Source organism: Methylophaga sp. UBA3613 (genome assembly GCF_002375415.1).
Taxonomy (GTDB): domain Bacteria; phylum Pseudomonadota; class Gammaproteobacteria; order Nitrosococcales; family Methylophagaceae; genus Methylophaga.
Window position 1 is genome coordinate 79837 of the sequence record NZ_DFLS01000003.1, and the last position, 18118, is coordinate 97954.

The 18118-nt window shown below is 44.6% G+C and carries 15 protein-coding genes; 5 read left to right on the top strand and 10 right to left on the bottom strand.

What is annotated here, in order from left to right; genetic code table 11:
- Window positions 1–30 precede the first annotated feature (30 nt).
- Window positions 31–1839 (bottom strand): DEAD/DEAH box helicase, encoded by a 1809-nt coding sequence (locus tag B3S93_RS01910; RefSeq protein WP_292357873.1) that lies wholly within the window; start codon window positions 1837–1839, stop codon window positions 31–33.
- Window positions 1840–2023: 184 nt separating this feature from the next.
- Between B3S93_RS01910 and B3S93_RS01915 the strand changes: the two genes are divergently transcribed.
- Both B3S93_RS01915 and B3S93_RS01920 read left to right on the top strand, forming a co-directional pair.
- Window positions 2024–2842 carry a formate/nitrite transporter family protein gene (locus B3S93_RS01915; protein ID WP_292403992.1) on the top strand — a complete coding sequence of 273 codons (819 nt, stop codon included), beginning with the start codon at window positions 2024–2026 and terminating at the stop codon, window positions 2840–2842.
- A gap of 12 nt (window positions 2843–2854) precedes the next feature.
- Window positions 2855–3064 carry a dodecin gene (locus B3S93_RS01920; protein ID WP_292357877.1) on the top strand — a complete coding sequence of 70 codons (210 nt, stop codon included), beginning with the start codon at window positions 2855–2857 and terminating at the stop codon, window positions 3062–3064.
- A 16-nt stretch (window positions 3065–3080) separates the two neighbouring features.
- Here B3S93_RS01920 and B3S93_RS01925 read toward each other — a convergent pair whose 3' ends face one another.
- The 6 genes from B3S93_RS01925 to B3S93_RS01950 all read right to left on the bottom strand — a co-directional run bounded on the left by B3S93_RS01925 (window position 3081) and on the right by B3S93_RS01950 (window position 10929).
- Window positions 3081–3644, bottom strand: a complete 564-nt coding sequence (locus tag B3S93_RS01925; protein WP_292357879.1) for a BPSL1445 family SYLF domain-containing lipoprotein — start codon at window positions 3642–3644, stop codon at window positions 3081–3083.
- Window positions 3645–4008: 364 nt separating this feature from the next.
- The gene (locus B3S93_RS01930; protein WP_292357881.1) at window positions 4009–5607 is read right to left on the bottom strand and encodes an ABC-F family ATPase; all 1599 of its coding nucleotides are present in this window, start codon (window positions 5605–5607) and stop codon (window positions 4009–4011) included.
- A gap of 54 nt (window positions 5608–5661) precedes the next feature.
- Complete coding sequence (locus B3S93_RS01935) at window positions 5662–5931, bottom strand: GIY-YIG nuclease family protein (protein WP_292403988.1); 270 nt, start codon at window positions 5929–5931, stop codon at window positions 5662–5664.
- Window positions 5918–6322, bottom strand: coding sequence for a peptide-methionine (R)-S-oxide reductase MsrB (msrB, locus tag B3S93_RS01940; RefSeq protein WP_292357884.1), 405 nt, complete (start codon window positions 6320–6322; stop codon window positions 5918–5920). The genes B3S93_RS01935 and msrB overlap by 14 nt, the downstream gene beginning before the upstream one ends.
- Window positions 6323–6380: 58 nt before the next feature.
- The gene (locus tag B3S93_RS01945) at window positions 6381–9911 is read right to left on the bottom strand and encodes a transporter substrate-binding domain-containing protein (RefSeq protein WP_292403984.1); all 3531 of its coding nucleotides are present in this window, start codon (window positions 9909–9911) and stop codon (window positions 6381–6383) included.
- A complete protein-coding gene (locus B3S93_RS01950; protein WP_292403980.1) occupies window positions 9880–10929 on the bottom strand; it encodes a response regulator in 1050 nt (349 codons plus the stop codon). Before B3S93_RS01950 ends, B3S93_RS01945 begins: the two co-directional genes overlap by 32 nt.
- Before the next feature lie 233 nt (window positions 10930–11162).
- On the opposite strand from B3S93_RS01950, the gene ung reads away from it, so the two are divergent.
- The 3 genes from ung to B3S93_RS01965 all read left to right on the top strand — a co-directional run bounded on the left by ung (window position 11163) and on the right by B3S93_RS01965 (window position 15714).
- A complete protein-coding gene (gene ung, locus B3S93_RS01955; protein WP_292357889.1) occupies window positions 11163–11846 on the top strand; it encodes a uracil-DNA glycosylase in 684 nt (227 codons plus the stop codon).
- Window positions 11847–11922: 76 nt separating this feature from the next.
- Window positions 11923–13818, top strand: coding sequence for an ATP-binding cassette domain-containing protein (locus B3S93_RS01960; RefSeq protein ID WP_292403976.1), 1896 nt, complete (start codon window positions 11923–11925; stop codon window positions 13816–13818).
- A gap of 3 nt (window positions 13819–13821) precedes the next feature.
- Window positions 13822–15714 carry an ATP-binding cassette ATPase Uup gene (locus B3S93_RS01965; protein ID WP_292357892.1) on the top strand — a complete coding sequence of 631 codons (1893 nt, stop codon included), beginning with the start codon at window positions 13822–13824 and terminating at the stop codon, window positions 15712–15714.
- A gap of 181 nt (window positions 15715–15895) precedes the next feature.
- Here B3S93_RS01965 and B3S93_RS01970 read toward each other — a convergent pair whose 3' ends face one another.
- The 3 genes from B3S93_RS01970 to B3S93_RS01980 form a co-directional block, all read right to left on the bottom strand.
- Window positions 15896–16660, bottom strand: coding sequence for an elongation factor-1 alpha (locus B3S93_RS01970; RefSeq protein WP_292357894.1), 765 nt, complete (start codon window positions 16658–16660; stop codon window positions 15896–15898).
- A gap of 69 nt (window positions 16661–16729) precedes the next feature.
- Window positions 16730–17479: a DUF4197 domain-containing protein gene (locus tag B3S93_RS01975; protein WP_292403973.1), complete on the bottom strand. Its 750-nt coding sequence runs from the start codon at window positions 17477–17479 to the stop codon at window positions 16730–16732.
- Window positions 17480–17624: 145 nt separating this feature from the next.
- Complete coding sequence (locus tag B3S93_RS01980) at window positions 17625–17834, bottom strand: cold-shock protein (RefSeq protein ID WP_014706264.1); 210 nt, start codon at window positions 17832–17834, stop codon at window positions 17625–17627.
- Between the last annotated feature and the right edge of the window lie 284 nt (window positions 17835–18118).

Consider the following 18118-nt stretch of genomic DNA (forward strand, 5'->3'; position numbering starts at 1 on the left):
TGACTTTTTATTATTGAGAGAGTTTAGTTTTTAGCTTTTCTTAAACTTCCTGGCTGGTTTGCTTTTTGGACCGTCTTTGCGATCTTTGCTGAAGTTACGGCGTGATGGGCGGGCTGCCGCACTTTCCGCAACAGCTTCATCAGTCGCCAGGCTCATATTCAGTTGTTTGTTATTGACCCAAACCTTGCGTATTTGCTGGAACATATCTTTTGGCATGCCTTGTGGCAAGTCAATCAGACTATGATCCTCATTAATGGTAATACGGCCGATAAATTGACTTTCGATACCTGACTCATTAGCAATTGCGCCTACCAGATTCCGTGGTTCAATTTTGTCGGCGCGACCGACTTCAACACGGTAAGTATCCATATCCGGCTCATTTGGATGTGGACGTGGAGCCCGTTTTTCTCTTGGTGGACGGTCTTCACGGCTGCCCCGGGCAGGACGTTCACCACGTTCCTGACGTGGTCCGCGTTCGCGTTCTTCACGAGCTGGTCGTTGTGTAACATGTTTAACCGGTTTTAACGGACGGTCTTTCTGTACCAAAAAGGCTAATGCGGCAGCGATTTCAATCGGGTCGGCATTATGTTCCTGTTGATATTGACTGATTAAGGTTTCGAAATAAGCCAGTTCCTGAGACTCAATGGTTTCACTGAGTTGTTCCATGAATTGCAGAACACGGCGATCAGCAATATCTTCACTGCTCGGTAATTGCATTTTGGTAATTACCTGGCGCGTGGCTTTCTCGATGGCACTTAACATACGTGTTTCGCGAGGGGAGACAAACAGAATGGCCTCACCTTTACGACCAGCACGACCGGTACGGCCAATACGATGCACATAGGACTCGGTATCGTAAGGAATATCGTAGTTGACCACATGGCTCATGCGTTCGATATCCAGACCACGTGCAGCGACGTCGGTGGCAATCAGGATATCAATACTGCCTTTTTTCATGCGTTCGATGGTTTTTTCACGCAATGCCTGATTCATATCGCCATTAATCGCCGAAGCAGAATAACCACGAGCTTCCAGCTTTTCAGCCAGCTCAACAGTGGCGTTTTTGGTGCGCACGAAGATGATCATGCCATCAAAGTCTTCGACTTCCAGAATGCGGGTTAACGCATCCAGTTTGTGCATACCGGTTACTTGCCAGTAACGCTGGTTAATGGTGGTGACAGTTGATGTTTTGGATTGAATGCGTACATCCACCGGATCTTTCAGATATTTCTGTGCAACACGGTGAATAGGACCAGGCATGGTAGCGGAGAATAAAGCTACCTGACGTTTTTCGGGGGTTTCTTTAAGGATGGTTTCTACATCATCAATAAAGCCCATACGCAGCATTTCATCAGCTTCATCAAGCACTAATGCTTCAAGTTTATCCAGCTTCAATGTGCCACGACGAATGTGATCCAGAATACGACCCGGCGTACCGACAACAACTTGTGGTTTACGTTGTAATGAGCGTAATTGGATGCCCATGCTTTGACCGCCATAAATTGGCAGAATATGGAAATCTTTCAGGTGACGAGCGTAGCTTTGGATCGCTTCTGAAACCTGAATAGCCAATTCACGAGTCGGTGCTAACACCAACATTTGGGTGGCTTTGTTTTTCAGATCTATACGGCTTAACAGCGGTAAGGCAAAGGCAGCGGTTTTACCGGTACCGGTTTGGGCCTGACCAAGTAAATCTCTACCAGCAAGTAAAGGTGGAATACTTTGCGCCTGAATTGGCGAAGGTGTTTCATAACCGGCTTGTTGTACAGCTTGTAAAATTGGAGCAGCTAACCCTAACTCAGCGAATGAGGGTGTTGAATCGTTTTCTGGTGTGGACATTGAATAACCTGTGATGGGCAGCTTTGGAAACAAAGCTGTAAAAGTGACATTTGCGAGCATGCAATTATACGTGCCCACTCAATGAAAAGATAGCAAAATCATTCATTTATTTCGATGGGCATGGTGCTGTAAGCACATGTATGTGATTATCATCTAACTTGTTTTTCATAATTGAGAAAATATCATGGATCCATTTTCAGTTGATGCTTATACCCCGGCAGAAATTGCTCGTCGTCTGGAAAAAATCAGTATGAGCAAATGTACTGTAGATCCATTAAGAGTTTTTGCTCTTTCATTATTAGCTGGAGCGTTTATCGCGCTGGGAGCGGCATTCTTTACACTGGTGACCTTTGACGTTGGCAATATGCCTGCTGGAATTATGCGACTAATTGGCGGATTGGCATTTTGCCTGGGATTGATTCTGGTGGTGGTTGCCGGGGCAGAATTATTTACCGGTAACAACTTATTGGTGATGGCCTGTATCGATGGCCTGATTAGTTTTAGGCAACTGATTCAGAATTGGGCAATTGTTTATATTGGTAATTTTATGGGGGCAATTGGCATTTTATTGTTGATGTATTTAAGTGGCTTATGGTGGCAGGGCGATGGGGCTCTTGGCCATAAAGTGGTGGCGATTGCTGACAGTAAAGTGAATATGAGCTGGATTGAGGCGTTCACTCGTGGTGTATTGTGCAATATCCTTGTATGTCTGGCCGTCTGGTTGTGTATGGCGGGGCGCAGTGTGACTGATAAAGTGCTGGCAGTAATTTTTCCTATTACCGCCTTTGTCGCTCTTGGATTTGAACACTCTGTTGCTAATATGTTTTTTATTCCGGCTGGGTTACTGGCAGAAACACAAGCAGGAACCTCACTCGTCATTTCAGAACAGTTAACGATTGGTGGTTTTTTCTGGCATAACTTGATCCCGGTGACATTGGGCAATATGCTGGGAGGCAGTATCTTTGTCGGCCTGTTTTACTGGTTTATCTATTTACGCAAATAACAAGGAATTATTATGACTGAACATGTTTATAAACATATTGAAATCACTGGCAGCTCTGCTGAAAGTTCAGATAAAGCCATTGAGAACGCGATTGCAAAAGCTGCTGAGACCGTTAAAAACCTGCATTGGTTTGAAGTAACGGACACTCGCGGTTATATCGAAAACGGCGGAGTCCGTTACTGGCAGGTCACTATCAAAATCGGTTTTCGTATCGAAGGCTAAAAACAGGCCTCCAATACTACTTATTGAGCTTGGTAAACTTGGCGCCTTCGAGCGTCAAGTTATACATCAACCCTTTGTTACTGAAGACAAAGCCAACAATCGGATCTTTGATATCAGTAGTATTGATATCTTCACCCACGCCCCATTCAACTACTGCTACCGAACCATCAACCCCGGCTTTCCAACCCTCGCTGTCACGAAATTGTTTTAAAGCCTGATCATTCATAAATACCAGGATCACCGTTTTTTGTTGGGCTCCCAATTGAAAGCCGATAGAGGCACCCGCAGTATTGTAATAATCCACAGTGCTGCCGCCGATGCGAAGTGCACCTTCACCATATTCACCGCCAATACCAAATCCGGCTTTAATGACATCCGGAAAAACTAATACGCCTTTTGCTTTTTCGAGGAAACGATCTCCACCAGAAACTTCACTCTTGAAACGTTTCAGAGCTTCATCGACTTTGATATCAATTTCAGTGGCAGATGCTGCTTGGGATGGTGCAGATAGAGTAAACAATGCAAAAGCGAAAAATATCGCTAATAAAACAGGGAGATAAAACATTTGTCGGTATAACATGCTGAAAATCCTCAACGACGTTATTGGGATTTCAAAATAGCATGCGAAATGAATACAGGGAAGTAGGTCGGTCAATGCGCCGATAAAGCGCATTGACCCGGATTAGAAGTGTCGAGCCTAGGGTTTGTTGCTCTTTCATATCCACCACTGCTGGCGGCTATTTTTGTGTCCGACAAGGCGGAAAGCACGCAGTGTAGCCTTCCTACATAAGTGATTGACAAATGAGTCTGGAACTCATTTGAACAGCTTAGCTGGCCGCGTAGCGGTGAAATACAGGGATGTATTTCATACAACGCAGGCGGCCGCAAAAATAGTCACAGCCCTTCAGCTCACAACAGAGGCGGAGATGTAAGACCAACAAGCCCTAGTTATTAATACCAAGACTTTTAAGGTACTCATCATAGCTGCCGGTAAAGTCAGTGATACCTTCATTTTCCATATCAAACACACGTGTTGCCAATGACGATACAAATTCACGGTCATGGGAGACGAAGATCAATGTGCCTTCGTAATTTTCCAATGCCAGGTTAAGTGATTCGATAGATTCCATATCCATATGGTTGGTCGGCTCATCCATCACCAGAATATTGGGTTTTTGCAAAATAAGCTTGCCGAACAACATGCGGCCTTTTTCACCACCAGACAGCACATTGACCTTTTTATCGATCATATGACCGGAGAACAGCAGGCGGCCTAGAGTGCCACGAATAACCTGTTCATCATCTTCAGGGCTACCCCATTGGGACATCCACTCAAACAGAGTCATATTGTTTTTAAACAGATGATCATGATCCTGTGCGTAATAACCGATATTGGCATTTTCCGACCATTTTACATTGCCGGATTTTGGGGCCAGTTCACCGACCAGTGTTTTCACAAAGGTGGTTTTACCGATACCGTTAGGACCAATCACGGCAATTTTTTCACCCACTTCTGCCATAAAACTGAAGTTTTCAAACAGCGGTTTTTCGTTATCGTAGCCCTGTGTCAGCTTGCTGACTTCCAGTGCATTTCGGAACAGTTTCTTTTCCTGATTAAAACGAATAAACGGATTCACCCGGCTGGAAGGTTTAATGTCATCCAGCTGAATTTTTTCCATTTGTTTTTGACGGGACGTTGCCTGTTTTGCTTTGGAAGCATTGGCAGAGAATCGTGAGACGAATTCCTGCAGCTCTTTGATCTGCGCTTTTTTCTTCGCATTGTCTGATTGCAGACGTTCACGTGCCTGGGTGGAAGCAATCATGTATTCATCATAATTACCCGGATAAATACGTAATTCGCCGTAATCCATATCGGCCATATGAGTACAGATGCGATTGAGGAAATGGCGATCATGCGAAATGATGATCATGGTGCTGCTACGTTGGCTTAATACCTCTTCCAGCCAGCGAATAGTATTGATATCCAAATGGTTGGTCGGCTCATCGAGCAACATAATATCGGGATCAGCAAACAGTACCTGAGCCAGCAGAATACGTAGTTTCCAACCGGGAGCGATTTCGCTCATCGGGCCATAATGCTGTTCAACCGGAATACCGACGCCTAATAATAATTCTCCAGCTCGGGATTCAGCAGTATAACCGTCCATTTCCGCATATTGACCTTCCAGTTCAGCGACTTTCAGACCATCTTCTTCACTCATTTCCGGCAGGTTATAAATGCGATCGCGCTCACGATGCACATCCCATAAATCAGGTTGCCCCATAATCACCACGTCAATAACGCGTTGATCCTCGTAAGCAAACTGATCCTGTTTTAATACGGCATAAGATTCATTGGGGTCGTAACTCACATTACCGGAGGTGGGCTCTTGGACGCCGGCCAGAATTTTCATAAACGTCGATTTCCCGCAACCATTGGCGCCAATCAGACCGTAGCGATTGCCGCCACCGAATTTGACCGAGACGTTTTCGAACAGGGGCTTGGCCCCGAATTGCATGGTAATGTTAGCAGTGCTTAACAAAGTTAAAATCCTGTATCTAAAGGAGAAATTCAGACGTGCTGAAAAAACCCGCCATTATACATGGTCTGATGGGTTACCGATAAGGTTCAGTTTTTGTTGCCTGCTGAGTTTCTTGATTGCAGCTTCCCGACGGCTGGCACTGCTGCGATCAGGATGCTGTTCCTGATACACCACTTTCTGAGCATCACTGGTATGAAAAAAACGCGCCCCACCGTTATGGTTTTGATGCTGTTTTAAACGACGTTCTAAATCAGTGGTTATACCGGTGTAAAGATAACCATTAGCAGCTTGAATGATATACAGCGTCCATTCAGTCTTTGTCATTAAATTCAAGCGCCACCGAATTAATACAATAGCGCAGGCCAGTAGGGGCGGGGCCGTCATCAAATACATGACCCAAATGGGCTTCACATTGCTGACAGCGAACTTCGGTACGATCCATATTGTGGCTGTAATCCGGATGATGAGTCACCACTCCATGCTCCAGCTGTGAGGAAAAACTTGGCCAACCGCAACCGGCATCAAATTTGTCATCAGAAGCAAATAAGGCCTGGCCACAGCAAACACAGTGATAACACCCATTCTCATCGTGATCGACATATTCCCCGGAAAAAGCTGGTTCTGTGCCCGCCTGCCGGGTGATGCGATATTGTTCTTCGTTAAGTTGTTGGCGCCACTGTGCATCCGTTTTTAAATCGGAGTTCATTTTGCTCATCTCATTGCAACGTGTCGGGCATTGTATAAAAAACTGCAAAGCAAAGCACACTTGTGTGCTAATGACTTCGGATCGCCTGTTGGATCGCGCTGCGCATTGAAGGAAATTGTTTTAACAAAATCTGCATGCCCTCAATATCAAACGCATCAATCCGTTCCAGCAACTGGCTGGCATATCGATCCAGTGTGTCAATTTGATGATTGCCAGCCAGTCTGGCGATTTCGTGGGCAAAGTTTTTAATGTCGGTCATGCTGTTACTTTGGGTGGCTAAACGCCATATTTCATCGATATCGGTTTGAAAATGATTAAAAATCGATAACAGCTGTTCTTTGTCCAGCATTGACCAATCCTGCTGTGGTGCTTTTATAACGTCAACGTCAACCGTCTGGTATCGTAAAAATACGCTCAGCGCATGAAACAGTTCGTTGCGTAAAACAGGTTTTCGCAGATAGGCATCAAAATGGTCCAATCTATCCTGTTCATAGGCGTCTTTCATTACTGAAGCTGTCAGTGCAACCACAGGTAAATCCGGTTTAATCATTTTGATTTGTTTTGCGGCTTCATAACCGTCCATCACTGGCATACGAATATCCATCAACACGAGATCTACCGGATTCTTTTTAACAAAATCCACAGCCAGCTGACCATTTTCAGCTTCACTGGTTTGAATAAGGCTGTTGATAAAATGCTGACGTATCAGTTCCCGGTTATGCGCGACATCATCAACGATTAGCATATGGGCCGGCTCAAAACGTATATGGCTGGCATCAAAAGCTAACGCCTGCTGACGAATTTTGTCACTGGCAATGGCGGCAATATCAATTCCTGGTAAATCAATACTGAATACTGACCCTTCACCACTTTTACTCTGCAGATGGATATGACCACCCATCATCTCAATCAAGCGGCGGGTGATTGACAAGCCAAGACCGGTCCCACCGTATTTGCGAACATCCTGGCCTGATTGCTGGGCAAAAATTTCAAATATATGTTCAACCTCAGCTTCGGGAATACCAATACCAGTGTCTTCAACCCGGATATGTAAATCCAGTTTACTGAGATGATCATCTACATTATCGGCATGAACGTGAATACGTATATGACCGGTATCAGTGAATTTGACAGCATTACTGATTAAATTAAATAACACCTGTCTGAGACGAGTGGCATCGAGTAACAGGCCATGGGGTAAATCGGGATCTATATCTAAATGTAACGCCAAATCCTTATTGCGGATTTGCAGAACAAACATATTGGCTATTTCATCAAACAGCTGATGAGGATCGGTAGCGGATTTATTGAGTTGCAGTTTTCCGGCTTCAATCTTCGATAAATCAAGAATATCGTTGATCAGCAGTAAAAGGGTATTACCTGCACTGCGGATGGTTTTAATAAATGATTTAAGCCTGGGCTCTGTAACCTGCTCGTCCAGCAGTTCGGTAAACCCCAGAATAGCGTTCATTGGGGTGCGGATTTCATGACTCATATTGGCGAGAAATTGTGATTTGGCCAAATTCGCTGCTTCAGCATGGGTCTTGGATTCTTTTAGTGAATCTTCAAGTGCAATACGATCATCCATATTCATGAAAAAACCCAGAAAAGCCGGCTTGCCTTGATATTGAATCGAAATTATTGAAAATAATCCCTGGATGATCTGTCCATTCCGAGTTTTGATTTTGAGCATCATTCCATTAATTTCGCCCTCCGAAGCAAGCTGTTCCAGGACTTGTTTACGTTGCGTAATATCTGCATAAAACTCCTGAACTTTGATGGTTTTCTGTAACTTAGCTGAAAATCCTAATTCTTCATAACAATGCTCATTGGCTAGCAGAATATGGCCATCCTCTGCGGAAGTAACCATCAGGCTCATTGGCATCACATTAATCAAATGCAATAGCTGCGCCTCACTATCCCGAAGTTTCTGCTCTGAAATAAGGCGTTTATCTACTTCAGCACGTAAGCGACGATTCCAGTAGAAGCTGGCAAGCAGGAAAATCAGCAAGATTGTTACAACCTGGATCAACAGCGTGTAATTGGTACGTTCAATGGTATTAACTGACATCCATTGCTGATCGATTGTGCGCCTCTCTTCGGCTGTAATTGATGCAAGGGCTTTATTGATAATTGTTAATAGCTCGGGATGCCCCTTGACGATGCCCATATGCAAAGCAGGAGAGTATTCCCTGATAATGCTGGTATTGAGATGTGTTAATCCGGATTGACTGGCGGTATAGGTGATGGTTGCGATAATATCAAAATAGGCATCTATTTCTTCGGCAGCTAACATCGACAGTCCCTCACGTACAGAAGGGACATAAACAATATCGATTTCCGGGTAATAGGCCAGCAAAATAGATTCAGCAAAATAACCTTTCACCACACCGACAGGTTTGTTACTGAAGTCAGCCAGGCTGGTGAGATGACCGAATTTGGTTGTAGCGATGGCCAGTGGGTAATCCAGATAGGGAATCGATAAATCGAGAAAGGTTTCACGAAACGTATTGCGTGAAAGGGCGGCAATGAGCTCTATCTCTTTGGTTTGGGCTGCATCAATAACAGACTGCCAGTCAGTGAAGGGTTCGAGCTGAAATTGCAGGCCGGTCTGTTTGCTGATGAGATTTAGATAGTCAGCACTGATGCCTTTGTGCTGACCATTTTTATCAATAAAATCAAATGGTGGCCAATACGGATCAACCCCAATCCTGACAACGGAGTGTTGGTCTATCCACTGTTGTTCTTTTTCGGTTAAATCCAGTCGGCTTTGCTCATAAGGTAAGACTTCAAATGCACTGCTATCACTGACAACTGCGTACCATTTGTCAATAATTTGCTGTTTTTCAGCCGCGGTAATTGCCGATAACGATTTATCAATAATGCTATGCAGTAATGGATAACGTTTATCAATTGCGACGGAGGTATCTGTTGTGAAGCTCGGTACTTTGGCGACCACTCGAAGATTGGAAAGGTAACGCTGTTTGATGACATTGGTAGCAACAGCAATATTCCCGATATAGGCGTCGGCTTGAGCAAACGAAACGGCTTCCAGTGATTCATCATTGGAATCAGTCAGCAGCAGATCCAAATTCGGGTAATTGATGTTCAGCCAGGTATGCAGGTAGGAATCTTCATTTACAGCAACAGTAAGGCCAATCAAATCATCCATTGACTGAATATCATCACGATGTTGCTGAACAATAATACCCAGTGAGAGGCTCACGTAGGGCTTGGAAAATAACAAAAATTCCTGACGTTGTTGAGTCGCCGCGGCGCAGCTCAGGCCCATGATTTCGCCTGCTCGCATTTTTTCCATGGTGTTGGCCCAGACATCAGCTACCACGGTGATTCTAAGACCGCTTTTTTCACTAATGAGCGCTAACACATCAGAGGCGATACCATCATGTTCGCCTTCTTCATTGAGAAAATCATAGGGTGCCCAACTGAAATCGGCACCCAGTGTGACTTCAGGATTAGCGGCAATCCAGGCCTGTTCTTGTTCAGTAAATGTCAGTGCCGATAATCGGCAGCTGATAAACAGCAGGAAAAAAAATAATAACCAGTTAGTTTTGATCGGAAATAGCCACAAATTCATCAATATGTTCCAGCAGTATGCTCACCAGATAGGGATCAAACTGGCTACTGCTATGTTTCCTGATGTAGTCCAAGGTGTCTTCAAGGGACCAGGCTTCTTTGTAGACCCGTTTATGCATTAACGCATCAAACACGTCAATCAAACCAACGATACGACCGTAGATATGAATATCCTGTCCTTTGAGTCCTTGGGGATAACCGCTGCCATCCCATTTTTCATGGTGCTGGTGAGCGATGATAGCGGCAGCTTTGGTGTATTTGCGTTTGGAATTATGAAGAATTTTAAAGGCACGCGTGGTATGCGTTTTCATGATGGCAAATTCATCTTCAGTGAGTTTACCGGGTTTATGCAAAATCGAGTGGGGAATAGTGATTTTACCAATATCATGCATTGGCGCGGCATGAAACAGGATATCGGCATCTTCGTCTGTCAGACTTTCATGATATAACGCTAATAACCTGGAACACTCGGCTACCCGACGAATATGTTTGCCGGTTTCATCTGAAGTTGACTCCATTAACTCAGTCAGCACATAAATCATTTCCAGTTGATTCTGTTCCAGCTCGGTCATCAGCCGTTGCTGATTCTGTTCGTATTTGTGCTGTAGAGAAAGGTTATTTTGTTGCAGGAGTTTTTTAGCGCGATATAAAGAAAGATGAGTATTGACTCTGGCCAGCAGTTCTTCGGCATGAAACGGTTTACAGAGGTAGTCGACTGCGCCAGCATGAAATCCCTGGCTTATCGAATCTACGTCGACCTTGGCCGTAACAAAAATAATCGGGATATCCTGAAGGCGGGGTTCTGCCTTGATGCGTCGGCAAACTTCATAACCATCCATTTCAGGCATCATAATATCAAGCAGAATCAGGTCATATTCATGCGTTTTCATTAGCGCAAGGGCTTCCTGACCTCGGGTGGCAAATGACAGGTTGTAAGGCTCTTCCTTAAGAAAATTCATCGCTACCTGAATATTGTCAGGTACATCATCGACGATTAAAACATTGGCGCTATTATCCATCGCGATTCCTTGTGTGCAGATACTGTTGCGGCAATCCTTTGTTGACTGCAAATGGTAGCTGCTGAAAATAACAGTAACTATATTACTTGTCTATCCGTCTCAATAATCTGGGGTAAATCAAATTGTTGCAAATTAATAAGCTCTGACTGAAAACCTGATAGTTGAGTTGCAATGATGAGTAATAAAATCGAAGCAAGTATGATGTGATTTTAACTTTGGGGTGGGTAGCAAAAATGGTTCTGCAGAAAGCGCCTGAATGGCAGGCTTTACTTGAGAGGGAATTTGAACAGCCTTATATGCAGCAGCTAAAGGCTTTTTTACAGCAGCAGAAAAACCAGCAGAAAGTGATATATCCTCACTCATCCAACTGGTTTCATGCCCTGGAAACAACGCCGCTATCTAACGTAAAAGTTGTCATTCTCGGACAGGATCCCTATCACCAGCCAGGACAGGCGCATGGTTTATGCTTTTCAGTCAAACCCGGTGTGGCAATTCCACCTTCGTTAATGAATATCTATAAAGAACTGAATAATGACCTTGGTATTGCTCCTGCAAAACATGGTTACCTGGAAGCTTGGGCCAAGCAAGGTGTTTTATTACTGAATGCTGTATTGACGGTGGAACATGGACAAGCCAATGCGCATCAGGGAAAAGGTTGGGAACAATTTACTGATCGAGTGATCAGTGTGGTCAATCAACAGCGTGATAATGTGGTGTTTATGCTGTGGGGCAGTTATGCCCAGAAAAAAGGGGCTGCTATTGACAACCAGCGGCATCTGGTTTTAAAAGCACCGCATCCATCACCATTGTCAGCTCACCGCGGTTTTCTCGGTTGCAAGCATTTCAGCCAGGCTAATGACTATTTACAGCAACACGGACAAACACCTATTGATTGGCAGTTACCGTCATCAGTTTAGATTTTTTGTTTAGATTTAACCAACAGCAGAGATTTATCCAATACAGCCGATGGGCAGGCTTGATACAATTCGCGCCATGATAAATTTCAGCCAACTTTCTTTACGCCGCGGACCCCGACTACTGTTTGAAGCTGCCAATCTGGTGATTCATCCCGGACAACGTATCGGTTTGACCGGCGCCAATGGCACCGGTAAATCCAGTCTGTTTGCGATGATCCGCAATGAAATACATGCTGACAGCGGTGATCTGACGTTTCCTGAATCCTGGGTGATTGCTCATGTTGCACAAGAAACGCCCGCGGTTGATACAACTGCTCTTGACTATGTGTTGCAGGGCGATGCTGAACTGAGTCAACTTCTCACACAATTGGCACAAGCAGAACAGAACAATGATGGTCATTTGCAAACCCAGCTGCATGACAAAATAGGCTTGATTGATGGATACACCGGAAGAAGCCGGGCTGCAAAATTATTGCATGGATTAGGGTTTACTGCTGAGCAGCAGGAACACCCGGTCAGAACCTTTTCAGGTGGCTGGCGTATGCGACTTAACCTTGCCCAGGCATTGATGTGCCGTAGTGACTTATTGTTGCTGGATGAGCCCACCAATCATTTGGATCTCGAAGCTGTCTATTGGTTAGAAGAATGGCTACGCAGTTATGCGGGAACGCTGCTGGTAATTTCCCATGATCGTGAGTTTCTCGATCGAGTGGTTACCCATATCGCCCATATCGAACAACAACGCATCAAACTGTATACCGGTAATTATTCTGACTTTGAAATCGCTCGTGCCGAGCATCTGGCAAATCAGCAGTCGGCTTATCAGAAACAACAATCTGAAATCGCCCACATCCGTGATTTTGTTAATCGATTCAAGGCAAAAGCGACTAAAGCCAAGCAGGCTCAAAGTCGTATCAAAGCCTTGGAGCGCATGGAAAAGATCGCTCCGGCGCATGTTGATTCGCCGTTTCATTTCAGCTTTTTTCAGCCGCGACGTTTAACCATTCCAATTTTAGCGCTGGATAAAGCCAGTGTTGGTTACCAGCAAACACCGTTAATTGATAATATCAAGCTCCACCTTGCTCCCGGCGATCGTATTGGTTTGTTAGGCCCTAACGGTGCCGGTAAATCGACATTAATCAAACTGATTGCCGGTGAACTGGAACCGCTCAGTGGTAAACGTCGGGAAGGCAAAGATATTGTTATCGGCTATTTTGCCCAACACCAATTAGAACAATTACGTCCTGATGAGAGTGCGTTGAAGCATTTGCAGCGATTGGACCCCATGGCGACCGAACAGGATTGCCGTAATTTTCTGGGCGGTTTTGGCTTTAATGGTGATACTGCTCTGGAACCGGTTGCACCATTTTCTGGTGGCGAAAAAGCCAGGCTGGTTCTGGCCCTGCTGGTTTATCAGCGTCCGGCTTTATTGTTATTGGATGAACCTACCAATCATCTTGATCTGGAAATGCGGCTGGCGTTGACCATGGCTTTGCAGGAGTACGAAGGAGCATTAGTAGTGGTCTCGCATGATCGCTATTTCCTGCGCAATGTCACCGATGATCTCTGGCTGGTAGCTGATGGCAAAGCCGCTGCTTTTGAAGGTGACCTTGATGATTACCGGCAGCTGCGTTTAGGCCGTGAAACGGTTAATGCGTCTGCTGATAAAAGTCCTGCCGTCAACAATGGCAAAAAACTGGATCGACAGGCGGCAGCACAACAGCGTCAGAAATTACAGCCTTTGCGTAACCAGGTTAAAAAGGCAGAGCAAGTCCTCGATAAACAGAATGCTGAACTTGCCAAAATTGAATTACAACTCGCTGATACAACGCTGTATGAAGCGGCCAATAAAGAAAAGCTCAAAGACCTGTTACAACAGCAAGCTGCCACCAAGGCGGCATTGGAACAGGCTGAAATGGACTGGCTTGAAGCCAGTGAAATACTTGAAAACGCAGAAACTGCAGAGGTTTAATCCGTGGCATTATTGTCTTTAAAACAGCTGACCGTCAGTTATGGTGGCCCAAATTTACTTGATAAAGTCGACTTTCAGCTCGATAAAGGTGAACGGGTTTGTCTGGTTGGCCGTAACGGCGCTGGTAAATCCACCTTGATGAAAGTCATTGCGGGAGAGATCACCCCTGATGGTGGTGAGATGGTGGGCTTGCAAGAATTGAAAATTGCCCGGCTGGAGCAGGAAGTACCTGCTGGCACGGCTGGCAGTGTGTTTGATGTTGTCGCTGCCGGACTGGGCGAAGTTGGGCCTCTACTAGTGGAATATCACCATATTGTTCAGCAACTCGAACACGATAGCAGTGAACAAATCCTCAACAAGCTGGAAAAAGCTCAACATAAACTCGAAGCAGTGGATGGCTGGAGTCTGGAACAGCAGGTTGAAACCGTCATTTCCCGTTTATCGCTGGATGCAGATGTTGAGTTTTCCAGTTTATCCGGCGGGATGAAAAGACGGGTTCTCCTGGCTCAGGCACTGGTACGCCAACCGGATATTTTATTACTGGATGAGCCAACCAACCATCTGGATATCAGTTCTATCACCTGGCTAGAAGGTTTTCTGAAAAGTTATGGTGGTACCTTATTGTTCATTACACATGACCGCAGCTTTTTACAGGCCTTGGCCACCCGTATTGTGCAGTTGGATCGTGGGCAACTGGTGAGTTTCCCGGGTGATTACAAAAGCTTTCTGGAGAAACGTGAAGCTTTACTGTCGGCCGAAGCAGAGCAAAATGCACAGTTTGATAAAAAACTGGCTCAGGAAGAAGTTTGGATTCGTCAGGGCATCAAAGCACGTCGCACACGTAATGAAGGACGGGTGAGAGCGTTGGAGAAGCTGCGCCGGGAACGTGGTCAACGCCGTGAGGTGTTAGGCAATGTGTCGATGAAGATCCAGGAAGGCGATCGGAGTGGCAAGCTGGTGGTCGAAGTTGAGAATATCAGTCAGGCCTTTGATGGCCGACAGTTATTCAAAGATTTCTCAACGGTCATTCAGCGCGGTGATCGCATTGGTATTATCGGACCCAATGGCTGTGGTAAAAGTACGTTGCTGTCGATTCTACTGGGTCGGGCTGAACCTCAATCGGGTACGGTGCGCTTAGGTACTAATCTGCAAGTGGCGTATTTTGATCAATTACGTAGCCAGTTGGATGAAGAGGCCAGTGTTGTAGATAACGTCGGGCAGGGTAGAGACTTTGTTGAAATTAATGGCAGTCCTAAACATGTGATTGGTTATCTGCAAGATTTCCTGTTCACCCCAGATCGTGCAAGAACACCGGTAAAAGCCTTGTCTGGCGGTGAGCGTAACCGTCTCTTACTGGCAAAATTATTTACTCAGCCAGCCAATTTATTGGTTTTGGATGAGCCAACCAATGATCTGGATGCGGAAACGCTGGAATTGCTGGAAGACTTGTTGCTGGGCTTTACCGGCACCATGCTGTTGGTCAGCCATGATCGAAGCTTTCTGAATAATGTGGTGACCAGTTGTATCGTATTCGATGAAGATAAACAGGTCCGTGAATATGTTGGTGGTTATGATGATTGGCTGGCACAACGCCAAAAGACTGTTAAACAGGAAAAGCCTGCAGCCAAACTTGAACCTGCTTCTGCTGCAAAATCGGTTAAGAAAAAGTCGACACTAACGTATCAGCAGCAACTGGATTTGAAAGCGTTGCCGCTAGAGATTGAACGACTGGAGCAACAAATTGCGGCGTTAACAGAAAAAATGGCAGCAGCTGATTTTTATCAGCAGGATGCTAATAAGATTAAACAAGTTCAAACACAGATGGCAGAGTTAGAAAAATCTCTGGAAGCAGCCTTTGATAAATGGGCAGAACTGGAAGCGTTGCAAAACGCCTAATCTGAAATTTACAGACGCAAGCCAATGGGGGAGATACATGGATGTATCTCACAAAAGGCGCTCCTCGTGCCTTGATTGACGCTTTTTCAGCTCACACCAGAGGCGGAGATGAAAGATAAACAAGCCCTAAAATAAAAAAGCCGCTGTCCTGGTAACAAGACAGCGGCTCTTTTTTGTTATTTTATTCGTCTAATAACGCATCACGATTATCTTCGCGGATGCGTGGCAAGATCCACATTTCATACATGGATACCACCCACATAAATGCAAATGATAATGCCATTGCGCCACCACCAATGATAACGAACCAGGCAAAATTAGGATGCAGTTTAGTCAACCACCAGGCGCTGATATCGATTAACAAAAAGATATATGGCATGGAAATGACGATAACTTTCAAAGGTTTAGGTACACCTGCTGCCAAACTGAATATCAAGCCAACAAACATAAAGATAAAGGCGATACCAAATAAGTGAATATGCGAAACACGGGCAAGTGATGCAATACTGGCACCGGTATCAACGACAGCACGTTCTTTTATCTGTTTGAAATCGGAATAGTCTGGAACGGCACCACCAGCTTCAGCGTTATGACAGATAATACATTTGGCATCAAAAATCTGTCTGATGCCGTCATTTTCATAGGCTTCTTCTGTTGCTCCAGCATGTACCCAACTAATGATTTTTTCACGTTCATCGTCGGTTGCCATCGGTTTCATCGAACCATGCAGTTTATTTTCGAGCAGTGAATTAGTTCTGTTTCCGTAATAGCTGTAAACGATATCATCAACTGAGAGACCATATTTACCGTCAGCCAGACCATGGGTAAGCTGAATTTGCACAATTGCCATCAGGTAACCTACTGCCACCACAACCAAATAACCGGTAAAAAGTGCTTTTAATGAGGTGCCTTGACTTGCGAGATTCAGGTTGTGATTTCTTGCCATGTTGTTTCCCTTATTTTTATTGTGTTTATTTTAGTACATAGCGCTTTTACTGAGTAGTAAAAAAACTATTTATTTGCCAAAAACCTGCTGCAAAATCTCCGAAGTACGTGCCGCAGGATTGTCACGGATTTTTTGCTCCTCCTCTGCTAACATAACAAACAATCCATTGAGCGCTTGGTCAGTTACATAATCCTGCAGATCCATATCCAACTCCTGACCTACTACAGGCACTGAACTGAGTTTATCGTTTAGCTGATTGTAATAGCGGGTTGCACCCACTTCATTCAATGATGTATCGATTACAGGCTCAAATAAGTCAGCGAGCTTGCCACGAGTACGATCTTCAAAAAACCGTGTGGCAGCATCATTCTCGCCATTCAAAATATTACGGGCATCGTCAATGGTCATACTTTTAATAGCATCGATCATGATTGAGGTTGCCTGTGGTGCGGCTTTTTCTGCCGCCCGATTGATACTTTGTTCAAAATCATCTGCCATTTTATTCAGGCCCAGCTGACGCATTAATCCAGCTGCTTGTTGTACGCGAGGAGGTAATGGAATGTGGATTTTCGGGTTGTTTAGATAACCTCCCTCTTTACTGACATTTTCGACAGCTTTTCTGGTGCCGACTTCTAACGCTTCTTTTAGGCCGTTGGCAATCGTGTCAGAACTTAAATCCGTGCCTTCCGATGTGCCCAGCGCGGTAGTACCAGATTTACTGAAGTCTTCGAGGAATTTTTTCCAGTCAGCATGGCTGGGTGATGTTGCCATTAAAAAAAATATAAAAAGTGCCGAAGTAACCATTACTGAAAATTTCATGCTGTAAATCCTTACCTGTTCAGCTTCGATAGTGCCTGTATGACTCTATAAGCGTCAAGTTATCCATTATTATCAATTGGAATAACGCACAAAAAAAAGCCGGTTAATTGCTTAACCGGCTTTTCATGTCTATCGGATCTGGTTATCAGCTAGGGACAACGTTTTCCGCTTGTGGACCTTTTTGACCCTGTGTCACTTCCATAGTGACAGCTTGGCCTTCTTTCAGAGTTCTAAAACCATCTGATTTAATCGCGCTGTGATGTACAAATACATCTGGACCATCGGCGCGTTCAATAAAACCGAATCCTTTTGCGTCATTGAACCATTTCACTGTGCCTGTAACTTGCTCTGCCATATCAACCTCAATATCTTAAATCTTCTGCTAACTTAACTCCTAAGTCAGCTTACACTACCCCTTAAAAAAGGGGTTAATCGCATTGTACGCCCAAAATTTAACAAAAAGTCACATTTATTTTGACCATAACAACTTTTTTTTTGCTTGAAAAACACGTTAAGAAAGCGGAAAAAAAACGCTTAACCGTTGAATCTATTATGTTTACCGGTAAGGCAGTATTCAAAAAATTCATTTTTAATAACTATTCTGAATCTCAGTTTGGCAGCTGTAAAAGCGGATAAAAT